Below are 21,581 nucleotides of genomic sequence, written 5' to 3'. Positions count from 1 at the left end.
AGCGTCCCCAGGGCCGGCGCGGGCGACCGACGCCGGTGGCAGGGCGACATGGGTAGTGCCGGCCGCTGGCCGGCAACCGCAATTGGTAGTGGCCGACCTTGGTCGGCGGTTGGGTTTTGTGCCAACCAAGGTTGGCACCTACCAGAGCGGCTGCGAACCAGAGCAATGTGCCGGTAGCGCCGGGCCATGCCCGGCGAGCGCAGCGGTCCCGACAGAGCCGCCGGGCATGGCCCGGCGCCATCGATTAGAGCAGCCCTTCGCGCTTCACCGCCAGATAGCGTTCCACCAGCGCACCAGGCAGGGCATCGGCGGTCACGTCCAGCACCATCACCTTCTCGCTGCGCAGCGCTTCATGCGCCTTCGCGCGCTGCTGCAGGTACAGCGCAGCGGCACCGGCCTGGGTGGCGTCTTCCAGGGTCTGCACGTCACCCTCCAGCGCAGCGTCCAGTTCGCGTTCGCGCAGGCTGGCCACGCACACCAGGTGGCGGCGCTGCAGCAGGCGCACCGCTGCCAGCAGGTCCTCGATATCCTCGTCACGCACGTTGCTGACCAGCATCACCAGCGCCCGCCGACGCTGGCGCAGTGATACTTCGGTGGCGGCCGCCAGATAGTCGGTGGCCACCGCGCGCGGCTGCAGGTCGTAGCTGGCGCGCAGCAGGTGCTCGACGGTGCCCATGCCGCGCTGCGGCGCCACCCAACGGCGCTCGCCACCGGTGGCGAACAGGCCGGCGGCGTCGCCCTGGCGCAACGCCAGGTAGGCCACCACCAGCGAGGCGTTCAAGGCATGGTCGAAGTGCGAGAGCCCGCCTTCGCTGGCCAGCATGCGCCGACCGCTGTCGAGCATCAGCAGCAGCTGCTGGTTCTTCTCGTCCTGGTATTCGCGCGAGATCAGCTTGCGCGCACGCGCGGTGGCCTTCCAGTCGAGCTGGCGCAGGCTGTCGCCGATGCGGTACTCGCGCATCTGGTGGAAGTCGGTGCCTTCACCGCGGCGGCGCTTCACGTGTGCACCGACCAGCCGCGAGGCCTGGTCGGCACTGAACAGGGCAAAGCGGGTGAGCGGCACGAAGTTCGGATAGACCCGCACGTCCAGTGCGGGCGGCAGCGTGCGTTGCTGCCACCACAGCCACCACGGTGAACGCATGCGCAGATGCACGCCTTCGAAGCGGAAATGCCCACGCTGCAGCGGCTGCAGGTGGTAGTGGAGGGTGGAAGCACTGCCCGCCTGCAGGCGCACGCGCTGCGGCAGTGATTCCAGCGGCCAGCCGCCGGGGACCAGGTCGAACACCTGCACCGTCATCGATGCGTCCGCCTGCAGCCGCAGCGCGGCCTCGCGGCGCACGCCCAGTGCCAGCGCTTCGGGCAGCTCACGCTGGATCTGCGGCGATGGACGCCGCGTCTGCCGCCACAGATCCATCAACGCTGGCACGGCAATCGCCACCGCCGCCAGCGCCCAGCTCCAGCGCGGCAGCAGGCCGCCCAGCACCAGGCCACCCAGGGCGGCCCAGGCCAGCAGCAGCGCCAGCAGCAGCGGGGCCGGCCTCATCGGCGCGGTGCTTCCACCTTGGCCAGCAGTGCACCCAGCACGTCGTCGGCGTCCTGGCCTTCGATCTGCAGTTCCGGTGCCAGCGCGATGCGATGGCGCAGCGCGGGGCGCGCGATGTCGCGCACGTCGTCGGGGGTGACGAAGTCACGGCCGGCCAACACCGCCTGCGCGCGCGAGGCACGTACCAGCGCGATGCTGCCACGCGGGCCAGCGCCGACCGCGATACCCGGCCACTGCCTCGTGGCCGCCACAATCCGCACCGCGTAGTCGATCACTTCGTCATCGACGGTGATCGCCGCGGTGGCACGCTGCAACTCCAGCAGTTCGCCGGCACCGAGCACGCGTGGCACCTGGCTCAGGTCGAAATCGCTGGCGGCACGACCACTGGTGATCGCGGTCACCATGCGCTTCTCGTCCTCCAGCTGCGGGTAGTCGATCAGCACCTTCAACAGGAAGCGGTCCAGCTGTGCTTCCGGCAGCGGGTAGGTGCCTTCCTGCTCCAGCGGGTTCTGCGTGGCCAGCGCCATGAACGGCGGCGCCAGGGTGAAGGCCTTGCCTTCGATGGTCACCTGGCCTTCCTGCATCACTTCCAGCAGCGCCGACTGGGTCTTGGCCGGTGCGCGGTTGATCTCGTCGGCCAGCAGCAGGTTGGTGAACACCGGGCCGCGACGGATCTTGAAGCTCTCGCTCTTCGGGTCGTACACCGCGTGGCCACTGACGTCGCTGGGCATCAGGTCGGGGGTGAACTGTACACGCCCGTAATCCAGCTCCAGGGCCTGTGCCAGTGCGCGCACCAGCAGGGTCTTGCCCAGCCCGGGCACGCCCTCGATCAGCACGTGACCACCGGCAAGCAGCGCCACCAGGATCTGGTCCAGCAAATCGGCCTGGCCGATGAAGGCGTGGCCGACGGCATCGCGGATGGCATCGACGCGTTCGATCAGGCGGGCGTTGGCAGCCGCCGGCAGCTCGGGGACTTCAGTCATAGCAGGGATCTCATCTGGAGCAGCAAGCGGATGCGCTCGCGCAGGGCGGAGGAATCGTGCGGCGGTGGGGGCGTGAGCGCGCTGGCGACGCGGCCCTGCGGCCACTTCAGCAGCTCGGCGATGGCCTGATCGCGCGGCGCACCATCCAATGCGGCGGCAATCGGTGCGCGCAGGCGCAGGCGGTGCAGGAACAGGGCGAGCACGGCCTCGTACAGGCGTATGCCGTGACCGAAGCGCAGCAGCAGTTCGCCACTGGCACGCACGTGCTCCAGCAGTGAACGACGTTCCAGCACCGGCGACGGCAGCAGGCTGCCGAAGCGCTGTGAACGGCCCCACAGCCAGCCCAGCAGGGCCAGCAGCAACGGCACCCACAACGGCCAGCCCTGATAGAACATGCGCGACCACAGCGACGGCGGGCGGCTGGCATAGACCAGCCAGACCGCACCCTTGCCATAGTTCGGATCGAGCAGGTAGCGGGTCAGGTCGCGATGCGACGCGTCGTGCAGGCCGTCGCTGGCCCCGCCACCTGCCGACGCCAGGCGCGCTGCCGGTGAGTCCACTTCGCTGCGCATGAACTCCATGTCGGCCAGCACGCTCACTCTGCCCTGGCCGTGGCGCAGGCGCGCGAACACCAGGTCGCGATCAGTGCCCCAGCGGCGTTCGGCCTGCGCACTGGCCGCAAACCCCAGGGTGAAGCGGCGGCCACCACAGAATTCGACGTGGCCCGGATCGTCGTCGACATGGAAGGCCTGGCAGTCGCTGCGCTGGAACAGGCTGTCTACGCCCAGCCGGTCCAGCAGGGGGCCCTGTGTGCTGCCGGCATCGTCCTCGGCCGGCGGCGGCGTACGTACCAGCAGGTGACCACCACCGTCGACCCAGTCCAGCAGTGCGCTGGCGACGGGCGGCGGCAGTTCGCTGCTGTCCTGCAGCAGCACTACCGTGTCGTGGCGCCCCAGCGTCATCTGCTGCAACTCCAGCCGCGGTCGCGAATGCACGTCGATGCCATCGGCGCGCAGGGCCTGGCCGAGCACGTACAGCGGGTTGTAGGCGGCCTCGCCCTGTGGCGGCAGCCGGATCGTCTCGGTCACCCGTTCGTGCGTGCGCAGGTAGAGGATGGTCAGCGGTACGCCGAACAGCACCAATGCACCGAGCAGCAGCGACCAGAACAGGCGCGGACTCATGCCTGCCACCCGTACTGCTGGCGCAGGGTATCGGCCAACGCATCGAAATCGGCGCGGCTGGGCAGGCGGCCACCGTAGGCGGCGTACTGCCACATGCGCACGATGCGCGCGAACAGGTCACGGTCGCCGGCCTGGGGCATGCGTCGCGATGCGCGCAGGCATTGCGCTTCGGTGGCACCGGGTGGAAGCGCGATACCGCTGCGCTCGCCCACCGTGCGCACGCTGGCGCGGTACAGCAGGGCCAGCGCCTGCCGCGGCCGGCCCTGGTCCCAGAGCAGGCCGGCCTGGGTGGCCACGTCCGGCGGCAGCACCACCGGCAACTCCACCTGCTCCTCCAGCACCTTCGGTGCAGCGTCGGCCTTGCGCCGGCCACTGCCACGCAGCCACGGCAGCCACAGCCGCGCGGTCAGCAGCAGCACCAGCAGCAGGATGCCGAGCAGGCCCCACAGGCCCCATTCGGCCAGCCGTGCCAGCCAGGCGATGCCGTCCTTGCGCGCCTTGCGTTCACCTTTGCTGTTGGTGTCACGCTGCAGCTGCTTGTCTTCCTTCTTTTTTTCCTCGGCCTGCTCGATCGGCTTCCAGCGGGTGACCTGGCGGGTCGGGCGCTGCAGCGGGTCTTCATAGGCGCGGTTCACTGCCTGACGGAAACCGGCGGTGTCCACCGGCGCTGTACCGAAGATCATTGCCGGCGTATTGGCGGGGTCGTTGGCCGCGGTGGCCGGTTCTTCCGCACTGTCTTCGTCCTCTTCGGCATCGCCTGCCTGCTCCGCGACCGTCTGCGCGTCCTGCGCATGCACCGGTGCGGACACCAGCGGCAGTGCCAGCCACAGCAGCAGCGCCAGCGTCGATGCTGCCGGCAGCAGCCGCTCGCGCAGGCGGCGCAGGGCGATTTCGACGTCCCAGGCTTCCATCTGCGTTCGACGGTTCAGGTACAGGCCAAAGCCCGCACCGACGAAGAACGGGCCGATCAGCACCGAGGCCAGCCAGCACGCCAGGTTGAAGCCCAGCCGTGCCCATGCCGGCGTGTCCTTGCCAATCATGTCCCACGCCGCACGCCACGATTCGGACATCAGCTCCAGTGGCATGAACATGAACACCGCACCGATCGCGCCGGATACCAACACGGCTTCGAACGCCAGGCAGGTCACCGTCAGTACCAGTGCCGCGCCCACCGCGCCGGCTGCCACCGCACGACGGCGTGGGCCGCGCTGGCCCGGTGTGTTGCCTTCCAGCAGGTTCACCGGCAGGCACAGGCTGCGCAGCACGCTGAAGCGACGCCAGCCCAGGTAGCGCCAGAAGCCGCTGTTGCCCCAGCTTCGCTGCGCGCGCAGGGCGGCCAGCGTGCCGACCGGCTCACCGAAAATGCCGCGCGACAGCACGTACAGCGGCGCGCGTTCGAACAGCGGCTTGCACCACCACATCGCCAGCCAGGCCCAGCCGAAGGCATCCAGCCACCAGCCGAGCGCGTTGAAGATCACGAACAGCGGTGCACTGGCCAGCAGCCAGCTGCCCCACAGCGCACGCGCGTGACGGCGGGACAGGGCGGTGCCCAGCTCCATCGCTTCCCAGCCACTGCGGGCGCGCAGCGCCACATCCAGGCGGTCAATGCGCATGGCCGCCCCCACGTCCGCCGCGCCACAGCCACAGCAGCACGCCGGCCCACAACACACCGGCCACGCTGAACTTGCCCCACGCCGGTACTTCGGCAAGCGAGGACCAGAAGGCTTCGATGAAGGCGGCCACCAGCAGCATGAAGGCGACGCCGAGGCACAGCCGTGCGCCGATGCGGCCGCCTTCGACCAGTGCATCCAGGCGGCTGCGCCGACCCGGTGCCAGCAGCTTCATGCCCAGCTGCAGACCGGCACCGCCGGCGATCACGATCGCGGTCAACTCGAAGGCACCGTGGCCGACCACGAAGCGCCAGAACGGGTCGCCATGGCCGATGTGCTGCAGGTGACCGGCCACCGAACCGATGATCACGCCGTTGAACAACAGCACCAGCAGCGTGCCCAGCCCAGCCAGCAGCCCGCTGGCGAAGGTGCGCAGGGCGATGCTGATGTTGTTCATGATGTAGTGGCCGAACATCATCCAGTCGGTGCCGCTGTCACGCCCCAGGCGCTCGGCGGCGGGATCGTACATGCGCTCCATCTCGGCGATCTGGCGGTTGTCCATCAGCATGTGGATCAGGTCCGGATAGACCTGCACCAGCACGAAGCAGGCCACCGCCGGCAGCGCGAACATCGCCAGCGCCACCCACATGCTGCGCGCCTGGCTGCGCACCAGCAGCGGGAAATCGGCCACCAGGAACTCCAGGGCACCCCGCCAGCGCGTCGGCGGCGTGCGGTACAGCACGCTGTGGCCCTGCTGCATGAGCTGCTGCAGGCGCTGCACCAGCTGCGGGCTGTAGCCGCGTTCGCGGGCCAGCGCCAGTTGCTGGCACAGCCGCCGGTAGCGCTGCGGGAAGGTGGTGTCGTCCAGTGCCAGGCCGCTGGCCTTGCGGCGCGTGCGGCGTGAGGCACCAGCACGCAGCAGCAGCCACTGCTCCAGGTCCTGCCATTCCTGCTGGTAGCGGGCGACGAACTGTTCCTGCTTCATCGCCGCCCCAGCAGCCAGTTGGCCATCGCATACAGGCGCAGCACGCCGACCTGGCCATGGGTGCCGGTCAGTGGCTCGGCAATACCGGCCAGCTCCTGCTGGCGCGCCGCCGACAACCGTGGCGCGCGCTCGGCGAAGGCCATCAACGCAGCCTGTTCCTCTGGTCGCAGCGGCTGCGGCGGGGCCAGCACGCTGTCGATGGTCGGCGGCGGTGGCAGGTACAGCGCGGGTGCGTGCACCACCACGGTGCCCGCCACCAGGTCGCCAAGGCGGCGGCCATGCGGATCGAACAGGCTGCTGATCAGGCCCAGCGCATAGCCGAACGGCAGCATGTCCACCGTGCGCAGCAGGTTGCGGGTGATCGCCGCCATCCAGCCTACCGGCGCGCCATCGCGGGACAGCACGCGCAGCCCCAGCGCACGCTTGCCCAGCGTGCGCCCCCACAACGCTTCGCAGACGATCGGGTAGGCCCAGTAGACCAGGAACATCAGCACCAGGTAGAGGCCGGAGCCGAACTTGTCCAGCAGCGCCAGCGGAATGGACACCAGCACCAGTGCCGCGATGCGCACGCCAAGATCGACCAGCCAGGCCATCGCCCGCGGTACCGGGCCGGCGGCAGGCAACTGCAGCGGCACACCCTCCGGCGTCACCACCTCGCGGTAGGTATCGAGCATCGGTGCGGCCATCAGCGCGATGGCCTTCGTTGTGGGCGCCGGAGTCCTCTCCGGCGGGCAGCCACAGGCATGGGGGGCTCGACAGGTCCTGGTCGGGCCAAGACTTTAGCAGAGCCGCATGGCAGCGTCGGGGGCTCAGCCCCGGTATTCGTCCTTCAGCCGCACGTAGTGGTCGGCCGAGTAATGCAGCGCCTCGATCTCCTTGTCACTGAGCGTGCGTGCCGGTCGTGCAGGGTTGCCGACCCACAGCTCGCCTTCGCCCACCACCTTGCCGGGGCCGATCACCGCACCGGCGCCGACGAAGCCATGGCGCTCCACGCGGGCGCCATCGAGGATGCAGGCGCCCATGCCGATCAGGCTGTAATCGCCGATCGTGCAGGCATGGATGATGCAGCCGTGGCCGACGGTCACGCCTTCGCCGATCAGGGTCGGGTAGCCGGCCTTGTTGTACGGGCTGTGGTGGCTGACGTGGATGATGGTGCCGTCCTGCACGTTGGTGCGTGCACCGATACGCACATGGTTGACGTCGCCGCGGATGACCGTGCCCGGCCACACCGACACGTCATCGGCCAGCTCCACGTCGCCGATGATGGTGCAGGCCGGATCGATGTACACGCGTTCGCCGAGGACGGGCATCTTGTCGCGGAAGGGGCGCAGCGGGTTCATCGAAGTCTCCGGAAATCAGGGCGTTCACGACGATGATACCTGCGTGGTCTGCACGCCGCGCGCGCACCGCAGGGTAGTGCCGGCCGCTGGCCGGCAACCTCAAGGTCATGTCTGGAGTTCTGCGGTTGCCGGCCAGCGGCCGGCACTACCCGCTACGGTTCGTAGCTGTAGCCGATGCTGTATGCGGAACAGCGGATCGCGCGCAGCATTGCAGTAGATCCACGCCATGCGTGGATGGCATCTATCGCGCTCGTGTTACGCCACGCGTCCCCGGCGTGCGCGCTCCAGGTGCACCAGCAGCAGCGAGATCGCTGCCGGGGTCATGCCCGGAATGCGCTGTGCCTGGCCGATGGTCTGCGGGCGTACGCGCTCCAGCTTCTGCAGCGCTTCGGCCGACAGCCCGCGCACCGTCGCGTAATCGAAGGCTTCAGCGATCGGCGTGGCTTCGTGCCGCTGCTGGCGCTCGATCTCCTCGCGCTGGCGGTCCAGGTAGCCGGCGTACTTCACGCCGATCTCCACCTGCTCGGCAACCTTACCATCAGCCACCGCCGGGCCCAGCGAGGGCACCTGCATCAGCTTGGCGTAATCCAGCTCGGGGCGCTTGATCAGGTCCAGCACGTTGCTCTCGCGACTGACCGCCACGCCCAGCGTCTCGTTCACTTCGCGGCCCAGTGCATTGGCCGGGGTTGCCCACAGCGCACCCAGGCGTGCGCGCTCGGCAGCGACGGCGGCCTGCTTGGTCTCGAACGCGCTCCAGCGGCGATCATCCACCAGGCCCATTTCGCGGCCGGTCGGGGTCAGGCGCTGGTCGGCATTGTCCTCGCGCAGCTGCAGGCGGTACTCGGCGCGGCTGGTGAACATGCGGTACGGCTCGTTGGTGCCGTGGGTGATCAGGTCATCCACCAGCACGCCCAGGTAGGCCTCGTCGCGACGCGGGCACCAGCCGTCCAGCCCGCGCACCTGGCGTGCGGCGTTGAGGCCGGCCAGCAGGCCCTGCGCGGCGGCTTCTTCATAGCCGGTGGTGCCGTTGATCTGGCCGGCGAAGAACAGGCCGTTGACCAGCTTGGTCTCCAGCGAGGCCTTCAGCCCGCGCGGGTCGAAGAAGTCGTACTCGATCGCGTAGCCGGGGCGGGTGATGTGTGCGTTCTCGAAGCCACGGATGCTGCGCACCATCTCCAGCTGCACGTCGAACGGCAGCGAGGTGGAGATGCCGTTGGGGTAGATCTCGACGATGCCCAGGCCTTCGGGTTCGACGAAAATCTGGTGGCTGGCCTTATCGGCGAAGCGCACCACCTTGTCCTCGATGGACGGGCAGTAGCGCGGGCCGATGCCTTCGATCTGGCCGCTGTACAGCGGCGAGCGGTGCAGCGCGTCGCGGATGATCTGATGGGTCTGTTCAGTGGTGTGGGTGATCCAGCAGCTGACCTGCTGCGGATGCTCGTCCACCGAGCCGAGGAAGGACATCACCGGCCGCGGCGAATCGCCGGGCTGCTCGTCCATCACGCTGTAGTCCAGCGAGCGGCCATCGATGCGCGGCGGCGTGCCGGTCTTCAGGCGGTCCACCTGGAACGGGCGCTCGCGCAGCCGCGCGGCCAGCGTGGTGGCCGGCGGGTCGCCCATGCGGCCGGCGGCGTACTGGGTCGGGCCGACATGGATCTTGCCGGCCAGGAAGGTGCCGGCGGTCAGCACCACGGCCTCGGCATCGAAGCGCAGGCCGGTCTGGGTGATGACCCCGCGCACGGCGTCGCCTTCGATGACCAGGTCGTCCACGGCGGCCTGGAACACGGTCAGGTTGGCCTGGCCTTCGACGATGGCGCGGATCGCCATGCGGTACAGGTTGCGGTCGGCCTGGCAGCGGGTGGCGCGCACGGCCGGGCCCTTGGAGGCATTGAGCGTGCGCCACTGGATGCCGGCGCGGTCGGCGGCATGCGCCATCGCACCGCCCAGCGCGTCGATCTCCTTGACCAGGTGGCCCTTGCCGATGCCGCCGATGGCCGGGTTGCAGCTCATCGCACCCACCGTTTCGATGTTGTGGGTCAGCAGCAGGGTGCGCACGCCGGTGCGGGCCGCGGCCAGCGCGGCTTCGGTGCCAGCGTGGCCACCGCCGATGACGATGACGTCGTAACGATGGAAGGACGGATTCATGGGGGCTGTTCAGCTGGGGGCGGGCGCGGCCGGAGGTGGCGCCGGGGTGGCGATTTTAGCGCCATTCGGGGCCGGGACGTCGCCGCCGGCCGGCCAGCGCCGAAATCAGCCCTAAAGTTGGCAGGATTTTTGCAGATAACCCAATAGCACCCACCGTGGCTGGCGCCGTAGGCGCCCGTGACCGGAATTGGAACAGGGGCCGGTACAGGCGCACGGTGGGGGAGCAGAGGGCCGGCAGTCGGGGGACTGTCCGGCCCTGTTTTTTTGCGGCTGTCGGGAAGGCGCCATCCACGCATGGCGTGGAGCTACTGACGCTGGGGCCCTCGGCGGTTGGCGACCCAACAAAACAAACGGCCCCGCATTGCGGGGCCGTCTGTCTTCAGAGGTGCCGACATCCGACAGGGCCGGAACAGGGGGGATCCAGATGTTCCTGTCGGATATCGACGTAGAGCTTTTTGCGGCGGCCCGTGTCGTTTTTGTCACTTTGTGACGTGGGCCGTCACTGTCCGCGTAGATTGCGGCTTAGACCGTGTGAAATGCAAGACGGTTCAGCGCTCAACTGTGCGCTGCGTCGCACGATCCATGTTGCGCCAAGGGGAACCGTTCATCCTCGGCGCACTCGGTGCCGGTGTCGGACGGGTCTGCGGCGGGGGCGCCGACGGCTGGGCGTTCGATTGCGGCGGGCGGCGCATGGAGTCCATGTTCCGCCACGGCGAACCCCCGTTGTACGACGGTCGCGACGGCGGCGGCGGACGGTGCTCGCCGCCATTGCCCGGACGCGGCGGCGGGCGGTGGTTGTGCGGCGGGCGGTAGATCGGGCGCGAGTAATACGGGTTGCCGTAGCCGCCGTAGTAGCCGCCATAGCCACCGTAGTAGGGGCCGTAGTTGTAGGGGTAGCCGGCCGGGTAGCGGTATTCCACCGACGGCGCACCGTGGTAGTAGCTGCCGCTGCGGCCGCCGCCGACATAGTCGTAGGTGGTGCAGCCGGTCAGGGCCAGCAACAGGCCACCGGCAAGCATCAGGCGCATTTTCATGGTGGGTCCCCCCAGAGGACGGGTGTGCAGTCAGCTTCGGGCGCCAGCGTTGAATCGGCCCTTAATTCCGCCGGCCAGGATGAATGGAGGCGTAGGGCTGCATGCTGGCATGACCTGTGTCCCGGTCGCCAGCGCGGGGGCATACGTTAATCTTGCGTCATGAGCGATTCACTGTTGCCCCGCGCCGACGACGTCCTGCTTGCTGCCGCGAGGATCGCCCCGCATGCCAGCGTGACCCCGGTGCTGCGCTCGCACACGCTCGATGCGCTGGCCGGGGCACAGCTGGCCTTCAAGGCCGAGCACCTGCAGCGTGGTGGTGCGTTCAAGTTCCGCGGTGCCTGCAACGCGGTGTGGTCGCTGGAGGCTGATTCCGCCAGTGCCGGCGTGGTCACCCACTCCTCTGGCAATCACGGCGCCGCCCTGGCGCTGGCCGCACGCACCCGTGGCATTCCCTGTCACGTGGTGGTGCCGGAAGGTGCGGTGGCGGCCAAGCTGGCCAATATTGCGCGCCATGGCGCCACGCTCTGGCACTGCCCGCCGACCATTGCCGACCGTGAGGCCACCTGCGCCAAGGTGCAGGCCGACACCGGCGCGACCCTGGTGCATCCCTATACGAATCCGGCGGTGATGGCCGGGCAGGGCACCGCCGCCCTGGAACTGCTGCACAGCGACGGCCCGTTCGACGTGCTGGTGGTGCCGGTGGGCGGCGGCGGCCTCGCCAGCGGCACTGCGCTGGCGCTGCAGCACGCCAGCCCGCAGACCCGTCTGGTGCTGGCCGAGCCGGCCGGTGCCGACGATACCGCGCGCTCGCTGGCCGCTGGCGAGCGCCAGGACGCGTTCACCCCGGACACGATCTGCGATGGCCTGCGTACCCTGATCGGCGCGCCCAATTTCGAGTTGCTGCGCGCGGCCGGTGCCGAGGTGATCGTGGTCGATGACGCGGCGACGATGGCCGCGATGCGCCTGCTGTGGGAGGTGCTCAAGCAGGTGGTCGAGCCGTCCTCGGCCACCGTGCTGGCTGCGGTGCTGGCGCAGCCGCAACGTTTCGCCGGACTGCGCGTGGGCCTGGTGCTGTCCGGCGGCAACGTCGACCTGCCAGCGCTGCGCTGGGGCGCGCCGTGAGCCGCGACCGGCAGCGGCCTCGCACCGGCCTGCTGGGCTGGCTGTGGCGGCTGTTTGTCCTGCTGGTGATCTGGCTGCTGGGCGTGACTGCCTGGATCGTCTGGGTCGGCGAGCGTGACCAGGCCGCCAAGGCCGACGCCATCATCGTGCTGGGTGCGGCCGCCTATGACGCCAAACCGTCACCGGTGTTCGAAGAGCGTATCCGGCATGGGCTGGACCTGTACGAGGCCCAGTACGCGCCGCTGCTGATCTTCACCGGCGGCTACGGTGGCACCGGTGCGCGTTTTTCCGAATCGCAGGTGGCGCGGCGTTATGCGCTGAAACATGGCGTGCCGGACGATGCGATCCTGATCGAAACCGCCTCGCGCAATACCGTGCAGAACCTGGTTGAAGCCAAGCGGCTGATGGACCAGCGCGACCTGCACCGGGTGATCATCGTCAGCGATCCGCTGCACATGGCGCGCGCGCTGCGCCTGAGCAAGGCGCTGGGCATCGATGCGCTGGCCTCGTCCACGCCCAGCACGCGCTTCCGCAGCTTCCACACCAGCTGGCGCTTCCTGGTGCAGGAAATCTATTTCTTCCACCGTGACCTGGTGCGCCCGCCGCTGAGTTCGCCGGCCAATACCTGAGGGTGCCGCTGCGCTCGCCGGGCATGGCCCGGCGCTACCCGGTTCACGTGCCGGCCCATACCCGCCTTTGGTAGGTGCCGACCTTGGGCGGCACACTGCTGGCGGCACCGCGATCTGATGGGGTGTGCCAACCAAGGTTGGCACCTACCAGAGCGATTCGCGTACGGCGTGGCATGCGGTAGTGCCGGCCGCTGGCCGGCAGATGCCCAGCATGGAATCGTGAAGTTGCCCGCCAGCGGCCGGCACTACCGGATGATCAGGTCTGCTTGCGCCGGATCGGAATTGCCGACACCGGCACCGCGGCCACGTCATGCCCGCCTTCGCGGATCGGTGCGCCCGGGTCCGGTGCCCAGGCGTGGGCATAGATCACTTCCCAGCTGCTCGGCAGCTTGCCGTCGGCACGACGCATCGGTTCATACGCCGCTGCAGCAGCGGCGAAACGGCCACGCCCGGTCAGCGTGTGGCGTCGGTCCACCCGTGCATTGGTTGCGCCCATCGCGCGCAGTTCGCGCATCAATGACGGAAGGTCATCATAGGTCAGGGTGAACAGATCGCGGTCCAGCACCGGGTCGCGGAAGCCGGCCATCATCAGCGCATCGCCGAACTGGGCGATCTGCGCGAAGCGGCTCACGTGCGGGCGGTCATCGGCGGCCGCGAACGCCTCGTTGAGTTCCACCAGCGTTTCCGGGCCGAAGGTGGAACACAGCAGCAGGCCACCGGGCTTGAGCACACGGCGGAACCCGGCAAACACCGCCGGCAGGTCGTCCACCCACTGCAGGCACAGGTTGCTGAAGATCACGTCCACGCTGTTGTCGGCCAGCGGCAGCGCGGCGGCGTCACCGCACAGGCGCTGGAACGGCTTCCACCAGCCGGCCTGGCGCTTGGCCTGGTCCAGCATCGGCAGCGCCACGTCCAGCGCGATCACCTGCGCCTTCGGCCAGCGCTTCTTCATCAACGCGCTGGCATGGCCGGTGCCGGCACCAATGTCCAGCACCACCTCGGGCTTGCGTGCCTCCAGGTAGTCCAGCGATTCGATCAGCCGCGACTGCACTTCGCGCTGCAGGGCGGCGGCGGCGTCGTAGCTGTTGGCGGCACGGGCGAACGCGCGGCGGACGTGGCGGGCATCGAAGTGGGACGGCATTGCGAAAGTCTCTTAGAACGTACCGGGGTAGGCGCCGCCGTCGATCAGCAGGTTCTGCCCGGTGAGGTAACCGGCCTGTGCACTGCACAGGAAGGCGCAGGCGGCGCCGAATTCGTCGGGTGTGCCGAAGCGGCCGGCGGGGATCTGCTGGCGGCGGCGTTCGGCCACTTCGCCGGCGTCGCCGTCCTTGCCCGCACTGTGGGCGAAGTTGGCGCGCAGGCGGTCGGTGTCGAACTGGCCGGGCAGCAGGTTGTTGATGGTGACGTTGTGGGCCACGGTGCGGCGCGACAGGCCGGCGACGAAACCGGTCAGGCCACTGCGCGCGCCGTTGGACAGCGCCAGGATATCGATCGGGGCTTTCACCGCCGACGAGGTGATGTTGACGATACGGCCGAAGCCGCGCTCGATCATCGCGTCGACGGTGGCGCGGATCAGCGCGATCGGCGCCAGCATGTTGGCGTCCAGCGCGGCAATCCAGTCGTCGCGCTCGAAGGTGCGGAAATCACCGGGCGGCGGGCCACCGGCGTTGTTGACCACGATGTCCACCTGCGGGCACGCGGCCAGTGCTGCGGTACGGCCGGCTTCGGTGGTGACGTCGGCGGCGACCGCGCGCACCTCGGCGGCACCGGCCAGCGCGCGCAGCTCTTCAGCGGCGGCCTGCAGGGCGGCTTCACCGCGGGCCACGATCACCACGTTGACGCCTTCACGCACCAGCGCACGCGCGCAGCCCAGGCCCAGCCCCTTGCTTGCGCCGCAGACCAGTGCCCAGCGGCCATTGATACCCAGATCCATGCGTCAATCCTGCGGAATTCGGAAGGCGCTCATTGTCCGCCATCGGCCGGTGACAGGCCGGCAACGAAGTGTTGCAGGGCGGCGGCGACCTCGTCGGCATGGCCGAGGAAGGGCGCATGGCCGCCGTGGGCGATGGTCAGCGCCTGCCCGCCCGGGGCCAGTGCCGCGGCGGCCTGCATCGCCGCCGGAGACACCAGCCGGTCGCGTTGGCCGGCGATCCACAGGCTGGGTTTACCCAGTGTCGGCAGTGCGCCGCGCAGGTCGGTGCCTTCCAGCAGGCGCAGGCCTTCCAGCAGGGCGCGTTCGGTGGGCGCACCGCGCTCGACCAGGCGCTGGCGCAGCGTGCGCAGCTCCTCGCGGGCGTGTGCCGAGCCCATCACATCCAGCGCCAGGAAGCGCTCCAGGGTGCCACCGAAGTCGCTGGCCAGCTCGCGCCCGAACTGCTCGAACACGGCCGGTTCCACCGCGTCCGGCCAGTCTTCGCCACGCACGAAGCGCGGCGTGGCCGCGATCATCGCCAGCCCGCGCACCTTTGGCAGCGTCGCGGCAGCATGCAGCGCGAACAGGCCGCCCAGCGACCAGCCGCACCACACCGCCGGTGGCGTCGCCGCCGCAATCGCGTTGACCACGAACGGCAGGCGCAGCGGCGTGGTGTCCTCGCGGCTGTGGCCATGGCCGGGCAGGTCTACCAGGTGCAGGGTGAACTGGTCCGCCAGGCGCTGCACCAGTGGTGCGAACACACCGCCCTGCAGGGCCCAGCCGTGGATCAGAACCAGGTCCGGCCCACGGCCGGTCACTTCAATATGCATGGGGAACTACACGGAACTCAGGCATAAGCGGGCAGCGGCGGTGGCGCGGCTTCACGCACGGCCAGGGTCACGCGATCGCGCGCGCTGGCGATGGCCTCCACCAGGCCGCGCACCTGTTCCGGCGTATGCAGTGCGGACAGGGTGACGCGCAAGCGTGCCTTGCCTTCCGGCACCGTCGGTGGGCGGATTGCGCCGACCAGCCAGCCGGCCTGTTCCAGCGTCGTGGACATCGCCACGGCGGTATGATCATCACCACATAGCAGCGGCTGGATCGGCGTTTCCGAAGCCATCAGGTCCAGGCCGTGGCGACGTGCTTCACTGCGGAACAGCGCGATCAGGTCGGTCAGTTTGGTGCGGCGCCAGTGGTCGCGGCGCGCCAGGCGCACTGCTTCAAGCGCCGCAGCGGCCATCGCCGGTGGCACGGCGGTGGTGTAGATGTACGGGCGCGCGGTTTCGGCCAGATGCTCGATCAGGTCGTCACGGCCCAGTACCAGTGCACCGGAACCGCCCAGTGCCTTGCCCAGCGTGACCAGTTGCAGCGGTACGTCGTCCACGCCCAGCCCGGCGGCGGCCACGGCACCACGGCCATCACCGACCACGCCCACGCCGTGCGCGTCATCGACGTAGAACAGCGCCTGCTGCAGGCGTGCCACAAGCGACAATGCACGCAGCGGTGCGATGTCGCCATCCATGCTGAAGACACCATCGGTGGCCAGCATCGCCGCGCCATCGGGCGCGTGCTTGAGCTGACGCATCGCGCCTTCTGCATCCAGATGCGGATAGCGGCGCAGGCGTGCACCGGCCAACCGCGTCGCATCGAGCAGGCTGGCGTGGTTGAGCTTGTCCTGCACGCAGACATCGTTCTCTTCGCTCAGCAATGCCTGCTGCACCGCCAGGTTGGCTGCGAAGCCACTGCCGAACAGCAGCGCACGCGGATAGCCCAGCCACTCGGCCACTTCGCGTTCAAGTGCCTCGTGCAGGGCGTGGTGGCCGCAGACCAGGTGCGAGGCACCAGCGCCAGCACCTTCGCGCGCGGCAGCATCCTGCAGCGCATTGACCACGCTGAACTGCTGGGCCAGGCCCAGGTAATCATTGCTGCAGAAGCCGGTCAGCCACTGGCCGTCCACTTCCAGGCGCACGCCATCACGACGGCTGACCGTGCGTCGCGGGCGGCGACGGCCTTGGGCATCGCGCAGGGCGCGCTGGGCGTGGAGGCGGGCGGTCAGGTCGGGGCGGGCCATGGTGGCTGAATGCGTCGACGGGGCGGCTAGGGTAGCGCGTTGCCGCGGCGCCTGCTTGCGGCCCGTCTCAGGCCGCGTGAGCGCAGCCACAGCCGGGCGTATCGGCACTGATATCGGCGTGCACGGTGCCGCCGTGGTCGTGGCCCTCGGCATCCACCTGCACCGACATCGGCTGCAGTCCCAGCCGCGCGAACAGCGCCAGGTCGCGCTCGCTCTCCGGGTTGCCGGTGGTCAGCAGCTTGTCGCCGTAGAAGATCGAATTGGCACCGGCAAGGAAACACAGCGCCTGCAGTTCGTCGCTCATCGCCTCGCGCCCGGCCGACAGCCGCACCATCGAGCGCGGCATGGCGATGCGTGCCACCGCCATCATGCGCACGAACTCGAACGGGTCCAGTTCGGCACTGCCATGCAGGGGCGTGCCCGCCACCTGTACCAGCTTGTTGATCGGCACCGAATCGGGATGTGCCGGCAGCGAGGCCAGCGCCAGCAGCAGGCCGACGCGCTGCGCGCGCGTCTCGCCCATGCCGACGATGCCACCGCAGCAGGTCTTCAAGCCGGCATCGCGCACGTGCTCCAGCGTATCCAGACGGTCCTGGTACTGGCGCGTGTGGATGATCGAATCGTAGTAGTCCGGCGCGGTGTCGAGGTTGTGGTTGTAGTAGTCCAGGCCCGCATCCTTCAGCGCACGCGCCTGCTCGCCGCTGAGCATGCCCAGCGTGGCGCAGGTCTCCAGGCCCAGTGCCTTCACCCCGGCGATCATCGCCGCCACCTTCGGAATGTCGCGGTCCTTCGGCGATCGCCACGCGGCACCCATGCAGAAGCGCGAGGCACCGGCGGCCTTGGCCTGGCGTGCCTTGGCCAGCACCGCGTCGGTCTCCATCAGCTTCTGCGCGTTCACCCCGGTGCTGTAGCGCTGCGCCTGCGGGCAGTACGCGCAGTCTTCCGGGCAGCCGCCGGTCTTCACCGACAGCAGCGTGGAAACCTGCACCTGCGACGGGTCGAAGTGCTCGCGATGGACCGCTGCGGCGCGGAACAGCAGCTCGGGGAACGGCAGATCGAATAGCGCCTGCAGTTCGTCGTGTTGCCAGTCGTGGCGGATGGCGGCAGCCATGGCGGGACCTTGGGTACGAGTGGAGCGAGGGCGGCAGTGTGGGTGGGCGTGCGCAGGCTGTCAACAATATTCATGTTCACATGGTTTACAGTGTTTGCACTCCGGGCGATCCCGCCCGGAGCGTTGCTTCTGTCGTCGAGCGCGAAAAGTGATCGGCATCAAGGCGTGTGCGGTGTTTCGCTGATCAACGCGGTCACCTTGCCGAGGATGAAGGGACCGTCATCGAAGTAGCCGTGGCCCCAACCTTCGCGCTGGTCGGCATTGAGGTCATCAAGGGTCCACCAGCTCACCGCGCTTTTTCCCTTCCGGGCGAAGAACGCCTGGCAGGCCGAGATGTCTGCCCACGCCGCAGAGTTGCGATAGACGTTCTCCCGGGTGAAGAAGCGCTCCATGCCGAGCAGAGGCTCATCGGCAGCATCTTCGAAGATGTTGGACACGATGTAGAGCAGCGAACCGGGAAAGAACAGTGAGCGCTCGTTGGCTTCGTCGGCATCCTTCATCGCCAATTGCCGGAACCTCCCGATTCGGTCCTCGTGCTTCGAGATGGCACGCGCGAACCGACGACACGTCACCGCAGGCGCTTCGAGAATAAGGTCGAACTTCAGATCCGGAAGGATCTGCGCCGCCTGGTCCAACAGCTCGCACAGGAAGATGCTGCCGGCGCTGTGGCCGACGAGCGTGATGCGGGGAACAGAGGCTTCGGACTGCAACTGCCTGTGCAGCTCGCGCAGGAATCTGACGCCACCCGATGCCGGGCCGTCGAATGAATCCTGTGCATCCTTCTTCATGGGATTCCACCAGCCGATGCGCCCCACGTCATCGAGATAGAACTCTCGCAGTACTTCTTCCACGATCACGGCGGAGACGGCACCTGGCCGGCCCCGGCCACTGTGCTGGCGTTGCCAAACGCGTATCACCAGTCTGGCCACCTTGATGGCCAGCGCGATCCAGTTCAATGCTACGGCCTTGTTGGGTGACGGAGTGCCAAACAGTTCCATTGCCGTGCGCTCGTTGACGATGGCCGCGTGTTCGGCTGGCGGTTCATGTGCCAGCATCTTGTTTACGGGCGTCAGCGTCGCCTCCCTGTAATCCTCCCGGGCCTCGGCAAGGGCCTGGTTCACCTCGGGATCTTCAGCGAACTCCTGTGCGAGATCTGCCGAAAGGCTCTCCTCGTCGTGTGGCGCGGCGTTGAGGATCTTCATGCCGGGCGTGAATGCCTGTTCACCGCCGAGCTTTTCAAGGATCTTGTCCTGGACTTTCCTGAAGAGCAGTTTGGCGAGTACTGCACCCAGGATCTCGCCCAGGTTGTTCAACGGAGCTTCGATGTCACCCGTTTCCCAGACGAAGAACAAGGGGTAGGCCTGTGCCCGCACATAGGGGTCATGCAGGGTTTCTGCGATGCGCCGTCCACGCTTCTGCGAAACGCGGCCGCCATGTACATGGATGACGATTCCGGAAGGTGACCTAGCCTGCAGCGCGCGACCGACAATCCGGCGAAGGTCTGATTCCTGCAGCGTGCCATCACGAAGATGGATGATGTGATCCAGCGGGTCGTAGGCATTCATCTCACACTCCATTGTCATTGAGGATGTCGAGAACGAAGCAATTCACGCAGATGTCGGCACGCAGGTGCTGGCAAGCGCTACCGCGATGACGAGCGGTGGCGGCCTTTCGTTGCCGGCGGAGCTGCACCCCTCCCCAGAGGGCAGCGGCTGCAATGCTACCTCCACGAGGCGCGGTGGACGAACCCGGCAGGAATCGGCCGGCCTTCACGCATGTGGGACGGCATGCCATTGCTGCCAAAGCATGCGGTTCCCGGCGCGTGAGCGTATTCACCACATCCTGCAAGGCCTTCGGCCACAGTGGCCGCTGCCCAACCAAAGCGCTGGCGCGCAGACTCTGCCCCATGACTGATCTCCATCGCCTCCGCGGCCGCATCACCGCGCTGGTTCTCAGCGAGGCCTGGCGCCGCCGTGCCGCGCTCTGGGGCGGCGCCGTGGCCGTGGCACTGGTGGCCATCCTGTTCGCCAAGGCCAGCGACGCGGCCTTCCATCTGTTCCAGCGCATCACCGCGCACTCGCGGTGGTGGGCCCTGCTGCTTACGCCCGGCATCTTCGCGCTGTTGGCCTGGTTGACCGCGGGCGTGCTGAAGCCCACGCGGGGCAGCGGCATTCCGCAGGTCATCGCCGCGTTGGACAAGCCGGATGAGTTGTTTCGCAGGACCAATCTTTCGCCTGCGGTCTCGGCCGGCAAGCTGTTGCTGACCTCGTTGTCGCTGCTTGGCGGCGCGTCGGTCGGGCGCGAGGGCCCGACGGTGCATGTGGGTGCCAGCCTGATGTACCTGTTCGGCCGCTGGTTCGGCTTCAAGGACCCGCGCGAGCTCTCGCACTTCCTGCTGGCCGGTGGCGCGGCAGGCATCGCGGCGGCGTTCAACACGCCGTTGGCCGGTATCGTCTTCGCCATCGAAGAGCTCAGCGGCCGCTTCGAGCATCGTTTCTCCGGCACCTTGCTGACCGCGGTGATCGTGGGCGGCGTGGTGTCGCTGGGCCTGCTGGGCAACTACACCTATTTCGGCCATGTAAGCGCGCGGCTACCGCTGGGCCAGGGCTGGCTGGCGATCCTGCTGTGTGGCGTGGTGGCCGGGCTGCTCGGAGGCTTGTTCGCGCGTGCGGTGCTGGCGAGTGCGGCGGGCCGCCCACGTTGGCTGGGCCAGTTGCGGCAGCGACATCCGGTTCTGTTGGCCGCAGGCTGCGGCCTGGTGGTGGTACTGCTGGCCCTGGTCTTCGGTGAAGGTGCGTTCGGCACCGGCTACGAACAGGCGCGCAGCCTGGTGCAGGGGCAGGCGATGGTGGGCCATGAATTTGGTTTGATGAAGCTGCTGGCCAATCTCGCATCGTACGTGGCCGGTATTCCCGGCGGCCTGTTCTCGCCGGCGCTGGCGGTCGGTGCCGGCCTTGGCCACAACCTGGCGGTGTTGATGCCTGGCGTGGACCCGCGTGCATTTGTACTGTTAGGCATGTGCGCCTATCTGACCGGCGTCACCCAGGCACCGCTGACCTCGGCGGTGATTTCGCTGGAGCTGACCGACAGCGGCGATCTGCTGCTGCCGATCCTGGCCACGGTGCTGATCGCTCGTGGCGTGTCCGGGCTGGTGTGCCGCGTGCCGATCTATCGCGGGTTGGCGGAGTTGTTGATGATGCCCGCCGTCGCGCCACACTCGCCTCCCAGCGGAAAGGATTTCACGAAATGAGCTACACCATCGCCCCTGAACAGGTCATCGATTACCCGCCCGAGCGCTTGCGCGAGTTCCATGGCAGCGTGGTCGAGTACATCGACAACCGGGTGTTCATGCTGGATCCGGGGCAACTGGTCGGCGAGCCTGCCGCGCAGGCCTACCGGGAGACCGCAGCCGGGATGTTCACCGCACTGGGCTGGCAGGGAGATGGCCGCATCGAGCTGTTGTGGCTGCCTGCCTTCGTTTTCCCGCTGTCGGAGCACATGGCGGATGTCGGAATTGGCGTCTGGCACGTCAAGCAGGACGAAGACGGTATCTCCTACCTGTTATCGCCGGTGCCGATGCCGTTCGAGGCACTGCACAACACGCCACACTGGAAGGAGGTCGGTCAGACGGCAGACCGCAGGCGCGGTGCACTGGGCCGAGCGGTGGATGAAGTCCTGCACTATGTTTGGGATCCAATAGGCATCCAGGCCAATCCGGACTGCCGTGGCGAGTACGCCGCCTATGCAGATCGCATCGAGTCCCAGCTCCTGCGCGGTGCAGGCGAACAGGAACTGTGTATGGCCCTTGCCGGCATGGCGCGCAATGAGATGGGCGTCAATCCGGATGAGTACAGGACCCAGCGTGCCGCCGCCGCCCTGGTGGCTTGGCGGGCATCGCTGCGTGACTGACCCGAT

Annotated in this window: 19 protein-coding genes; 4 read left to right on the top strand and 15 right to left on the bottom strand. The window is 68.2% G+C overall.

Annotated features, from left to right (window positions below; translation table 11 throughout):
* Positions 1–244: 244 nt before the first annotated feature.
* The 9 genes from ACZK2R_RS22515 to ACZK2R_RS22475 form a co-directional block, all read right to left on the bottom strand.
* A complete protein-coding gene (locus ACZK2R_RS22515) occupies positions 245–1,543 on the bottom strand; it encodes a DUF58 domain-containing protein (protein ID WP_125895414.1) in 1,299 nt (432 codons plus the stop codon).
* Positions 1,540–2,526 (bottom strand): AAA family ATPase, encoded by a 987-nt coding sequence (locus ACZK2R_RS22510; protein ID WP_180838707.1) that lies wholly within the window; start codon positions 2,524–2,526, stop codon positions 1,540–1,542. The genes ACZK2R_RS22515 and ACZK2R_RS22510 overlap by 4 nt, the downstream gene beginning before the upstream one ends.
* A complete protein-coding gene (locus ACZK2R_RS22505; RefSeq protein ID WP_049461684.1) occupies positions 2,523–3,707 on the bottom strand; it encodes a DUF4350 domain-containing protein in 1,185 nt (394 codons plus the stop codon). The genes ACZK2R_RS22510 and ACZK2R_RS22505 overlap by 4 nt, the downstream gene beginning before the upstream one ends.
* Complete coding sequence (locus ACZK2R_RS22500; protein ID WP_180838708.1) at positions 3,704–5,320, bottom strand: DUF4129 domain-containing protein; 1,617 nt, start codon at positions 5,318–5,320, stop codon at positions 3,704–3,706. The genes ACZK2R_RS22505 and ACZK2R_RS22500 overlap by 4 nt, the downstream gene beginning before the upstream one ends.
* Entirely contained in the window at positions 5,310–6,302 is a 993-nt protein-coding gene (locus ACZK2R_RS22495) for a stage II sporulation protein M (protein WP_032129115.1), read from the bottom strand. Before ACZK2R_RS22495 ends, ACZK2R_RS22500 begins: the two co-directional genes overlap by 11 nt.
* Positions 6,299–6,988 carry an RDD family protein gene (locus ACZK2R_RS22490; protein ID WP_049400866.1) on the bottom strand — a complete coding sequence of 230 codons (690 nt, stop codon included), beginning with the start codon at positions 6,986–6,988 and terminating at the stop codon, positions 6,299–6,301. Before ACZK2R_RS22490 ends, ACZK2R_RS22495 begins: the two co-directional genes overlap by 4 nt.
* 123 nt (positions 6,989–7,111) lie before the next feature.
* Positions 7,112–7,642: a gamma carbonic anhydrase family protein gene (locus tag ACZK2R_RS22485; protein WP_032129113.1), complete on the bottom strand. Its 531-nt coding sequence runs from the start codon at positions 7,640–7,642 to the stop codon at positions 7,112–7,114.
* A gap of 255 nt (positions 7,643–7,897) precedes the next feature.
* Positions 7,898–9,787: a tRNA uridine-5-carboxymethylaminomethyl(34) synthesis enzyme MnmG gene (gene mnmG, locus ACZK2R_RS22480; protein ID WP_180837667.1), complete on the bottom strand. Its 1,890-nt coding sequence runs from the start codon at positions 9,785–9,787 to the stop codon at positions 7,898–7,900.
* A gap of 548 nt (positions 9,788–10,335) precedes the next feature.
* A complete protein-coding gene (locus tag ACZK2R_RS22475) occupies positions 10,336–10,821 on the bottom strand; it encodes a hypothetical protein (RefSeq protein ID WP_180837668.1) in 486 nt (161 codons plus the stop codon).
* Between the two features lie 159 nt (positions 10,822–10,980).
* Here ACZK2R_RS22475 and ACZK2R_RS22470 point away from each other — a divergent pair, with 159 nt between their 5' ends.
* Entirely contained in the window at positions 10,981–11,943 is a 963-nt protein-coding gene (locus tag ACZK2R_RS22470; protein WP_049400864.1) for a pyridoxal-phosphate dependent enzyme, read from the top strand.
* Positions 11,928–12,572 carry a YdcF family protein gene (locus ACZK2R_RS22465; RefSeq protein WP_032127185.1) on the top strand — a complete coding sequence of 215 codons (645 nt, stop codon included), beginning with the start codon at positions 11,928–11,930 and terminating at the stop codon, positions 12,570–12,572. Before ACZK2R_RS22470 ends, ACZK2R_RS22465 begins: the two co-directional genes overlap by 16 nt.
* Before the next feature lie 256 nt (positions 12,573–12,828).
* Here the strand turns inward: ACZK2R_RS22465 and bioC are convergent, their stop codons facing one another.
* The 6 genes from bioC to ACZK2R_RS22435 form a co-directional block, all read right to left on the bottom strand.
* The gene (gene bioC, locus ACZK2R_RS22460) at positions 12,829–13,713 is read right to left on the bottom strand and encodes a malonyl-ACP O-methyltransferase BioC (RefSeq protein WP_153854759.1); all 885 of its coding nucleotides are present in this window, start codon (positions 13,711–13,713) and stop codon (positions 12,829–12,831) included.
* A gap of 12 nt (positions 13,714–13,725) precedes the next feature.
* Positions 13,726–14,505 carry an SDR family oxidoreductase gene (locus ACZK2R_RS22455; protein ID WP_180837669.1) on the bottom strand — a complete coding sequence of 260 codons (780 nt, stop codon included), beginning with the start codon at positions 14,503–14,505 and terminating at the stop codon, positions 13,726–13,728.
* 29 nt (positions 14,506–14,534) lie between these two features.
* On the bottom strand, positions 14,535–15,314 hold the full coding sequence (gene bioH / locus ACZK2R_RS22450; RefSeq protein WP_180837670.1) for a pimeloyl-ACP methyl ester esterase BioH: 780 nt from the start codon (positions 15,312–15,314) through the stop codon (positions 14,535–14,537).
* A gap of 17 nt (positions 15,315–15,331) precedes the next feature.
* The gene (gene bioF / locus ACZK2R_RS22445; RefSeq protein WP_180837671.1) at positions 15,332–16,555 is read right to left on the bottom strand and encodes an 8-amino-7-oxononanoate synthase; all 1,224 of its coding nucleotides are present in this window, start codon (positions 16,553–16,555) and stop codon (positions 15,332–15,334) included.
* 67 nt (positions 16,556–16,622) lie between these two features.
* Positions 16,623–17,666: a biotin synthase BioB gene (gene bioB / locus ACZK2R_RS22440; protein ID WP_125895471.1), complete on the bottom strand. Its 1,044-nt coding sequence runs from the start codon at positions 17,664–17,666 to the stop codon at positions 16,623–16,625.
* Positions 17,667–17,824: 158 nt separating this feature from the next.
* Positions 17,825–19,231 carry a hypothetical protein gene (locus ACZK2R_RS22435; RefSeq protein WP_125895470.1) on the bottom strand — a complete coding sequence of 469 codons (1,407 nt, stop codon included), beginning with the start codon at positions 19,229–19,231 and terminating at the stop codon, positions 17,825–17,827.
* A 341-nt stretch (positions 19,232–19,572) separates the two neighbouring features.
* On the opposite strand from ACZK2R_RS22435, the gene ACZK2R_RS22430 reads away from it, so the two are divergent.
* Both ACZK2R_RS22430 and ACZK2R_RS22425 read left to right on the top strand, forming a co-directional pair.
* Complete coding sequence (locus ACZK2R_RS22430; RefSeq protein ID WP_125895469.1) at positions 19,573–20,916, top strand: chloride channel protein; 1,344 nt, start codon at positions 19,573–19,575, stop codon at positions 20,914–20,916.
* The gene (locus tag ACZK2R_RS22425) at positions 20,913–21,575 is read left to right on the top strand and encodes a hypothetical protein (RefSeq protein ID WP_125895468.1); all 663 of its coding nucleotides are present in this window, start codon (positions 20,913–20,915) and stop codon (positions 21,573–21,575) included. Before ACZK2R_RS22430 ends, ACZK2R_RS22425 begins: the two co-directional genes overlap by 4 nt.
* Positions 21,576–21,581 lie beyond the last annotated feature (6 nt).

This window comes from Stenotrophomonas sp. 96582_Sma (assembly GCF_056480905.1).
The sequence above is the reverse complement of the archived record's forward strand: the minus strand, read 5'-3'. Positions and strand labels throughout refer to the sequence as shown.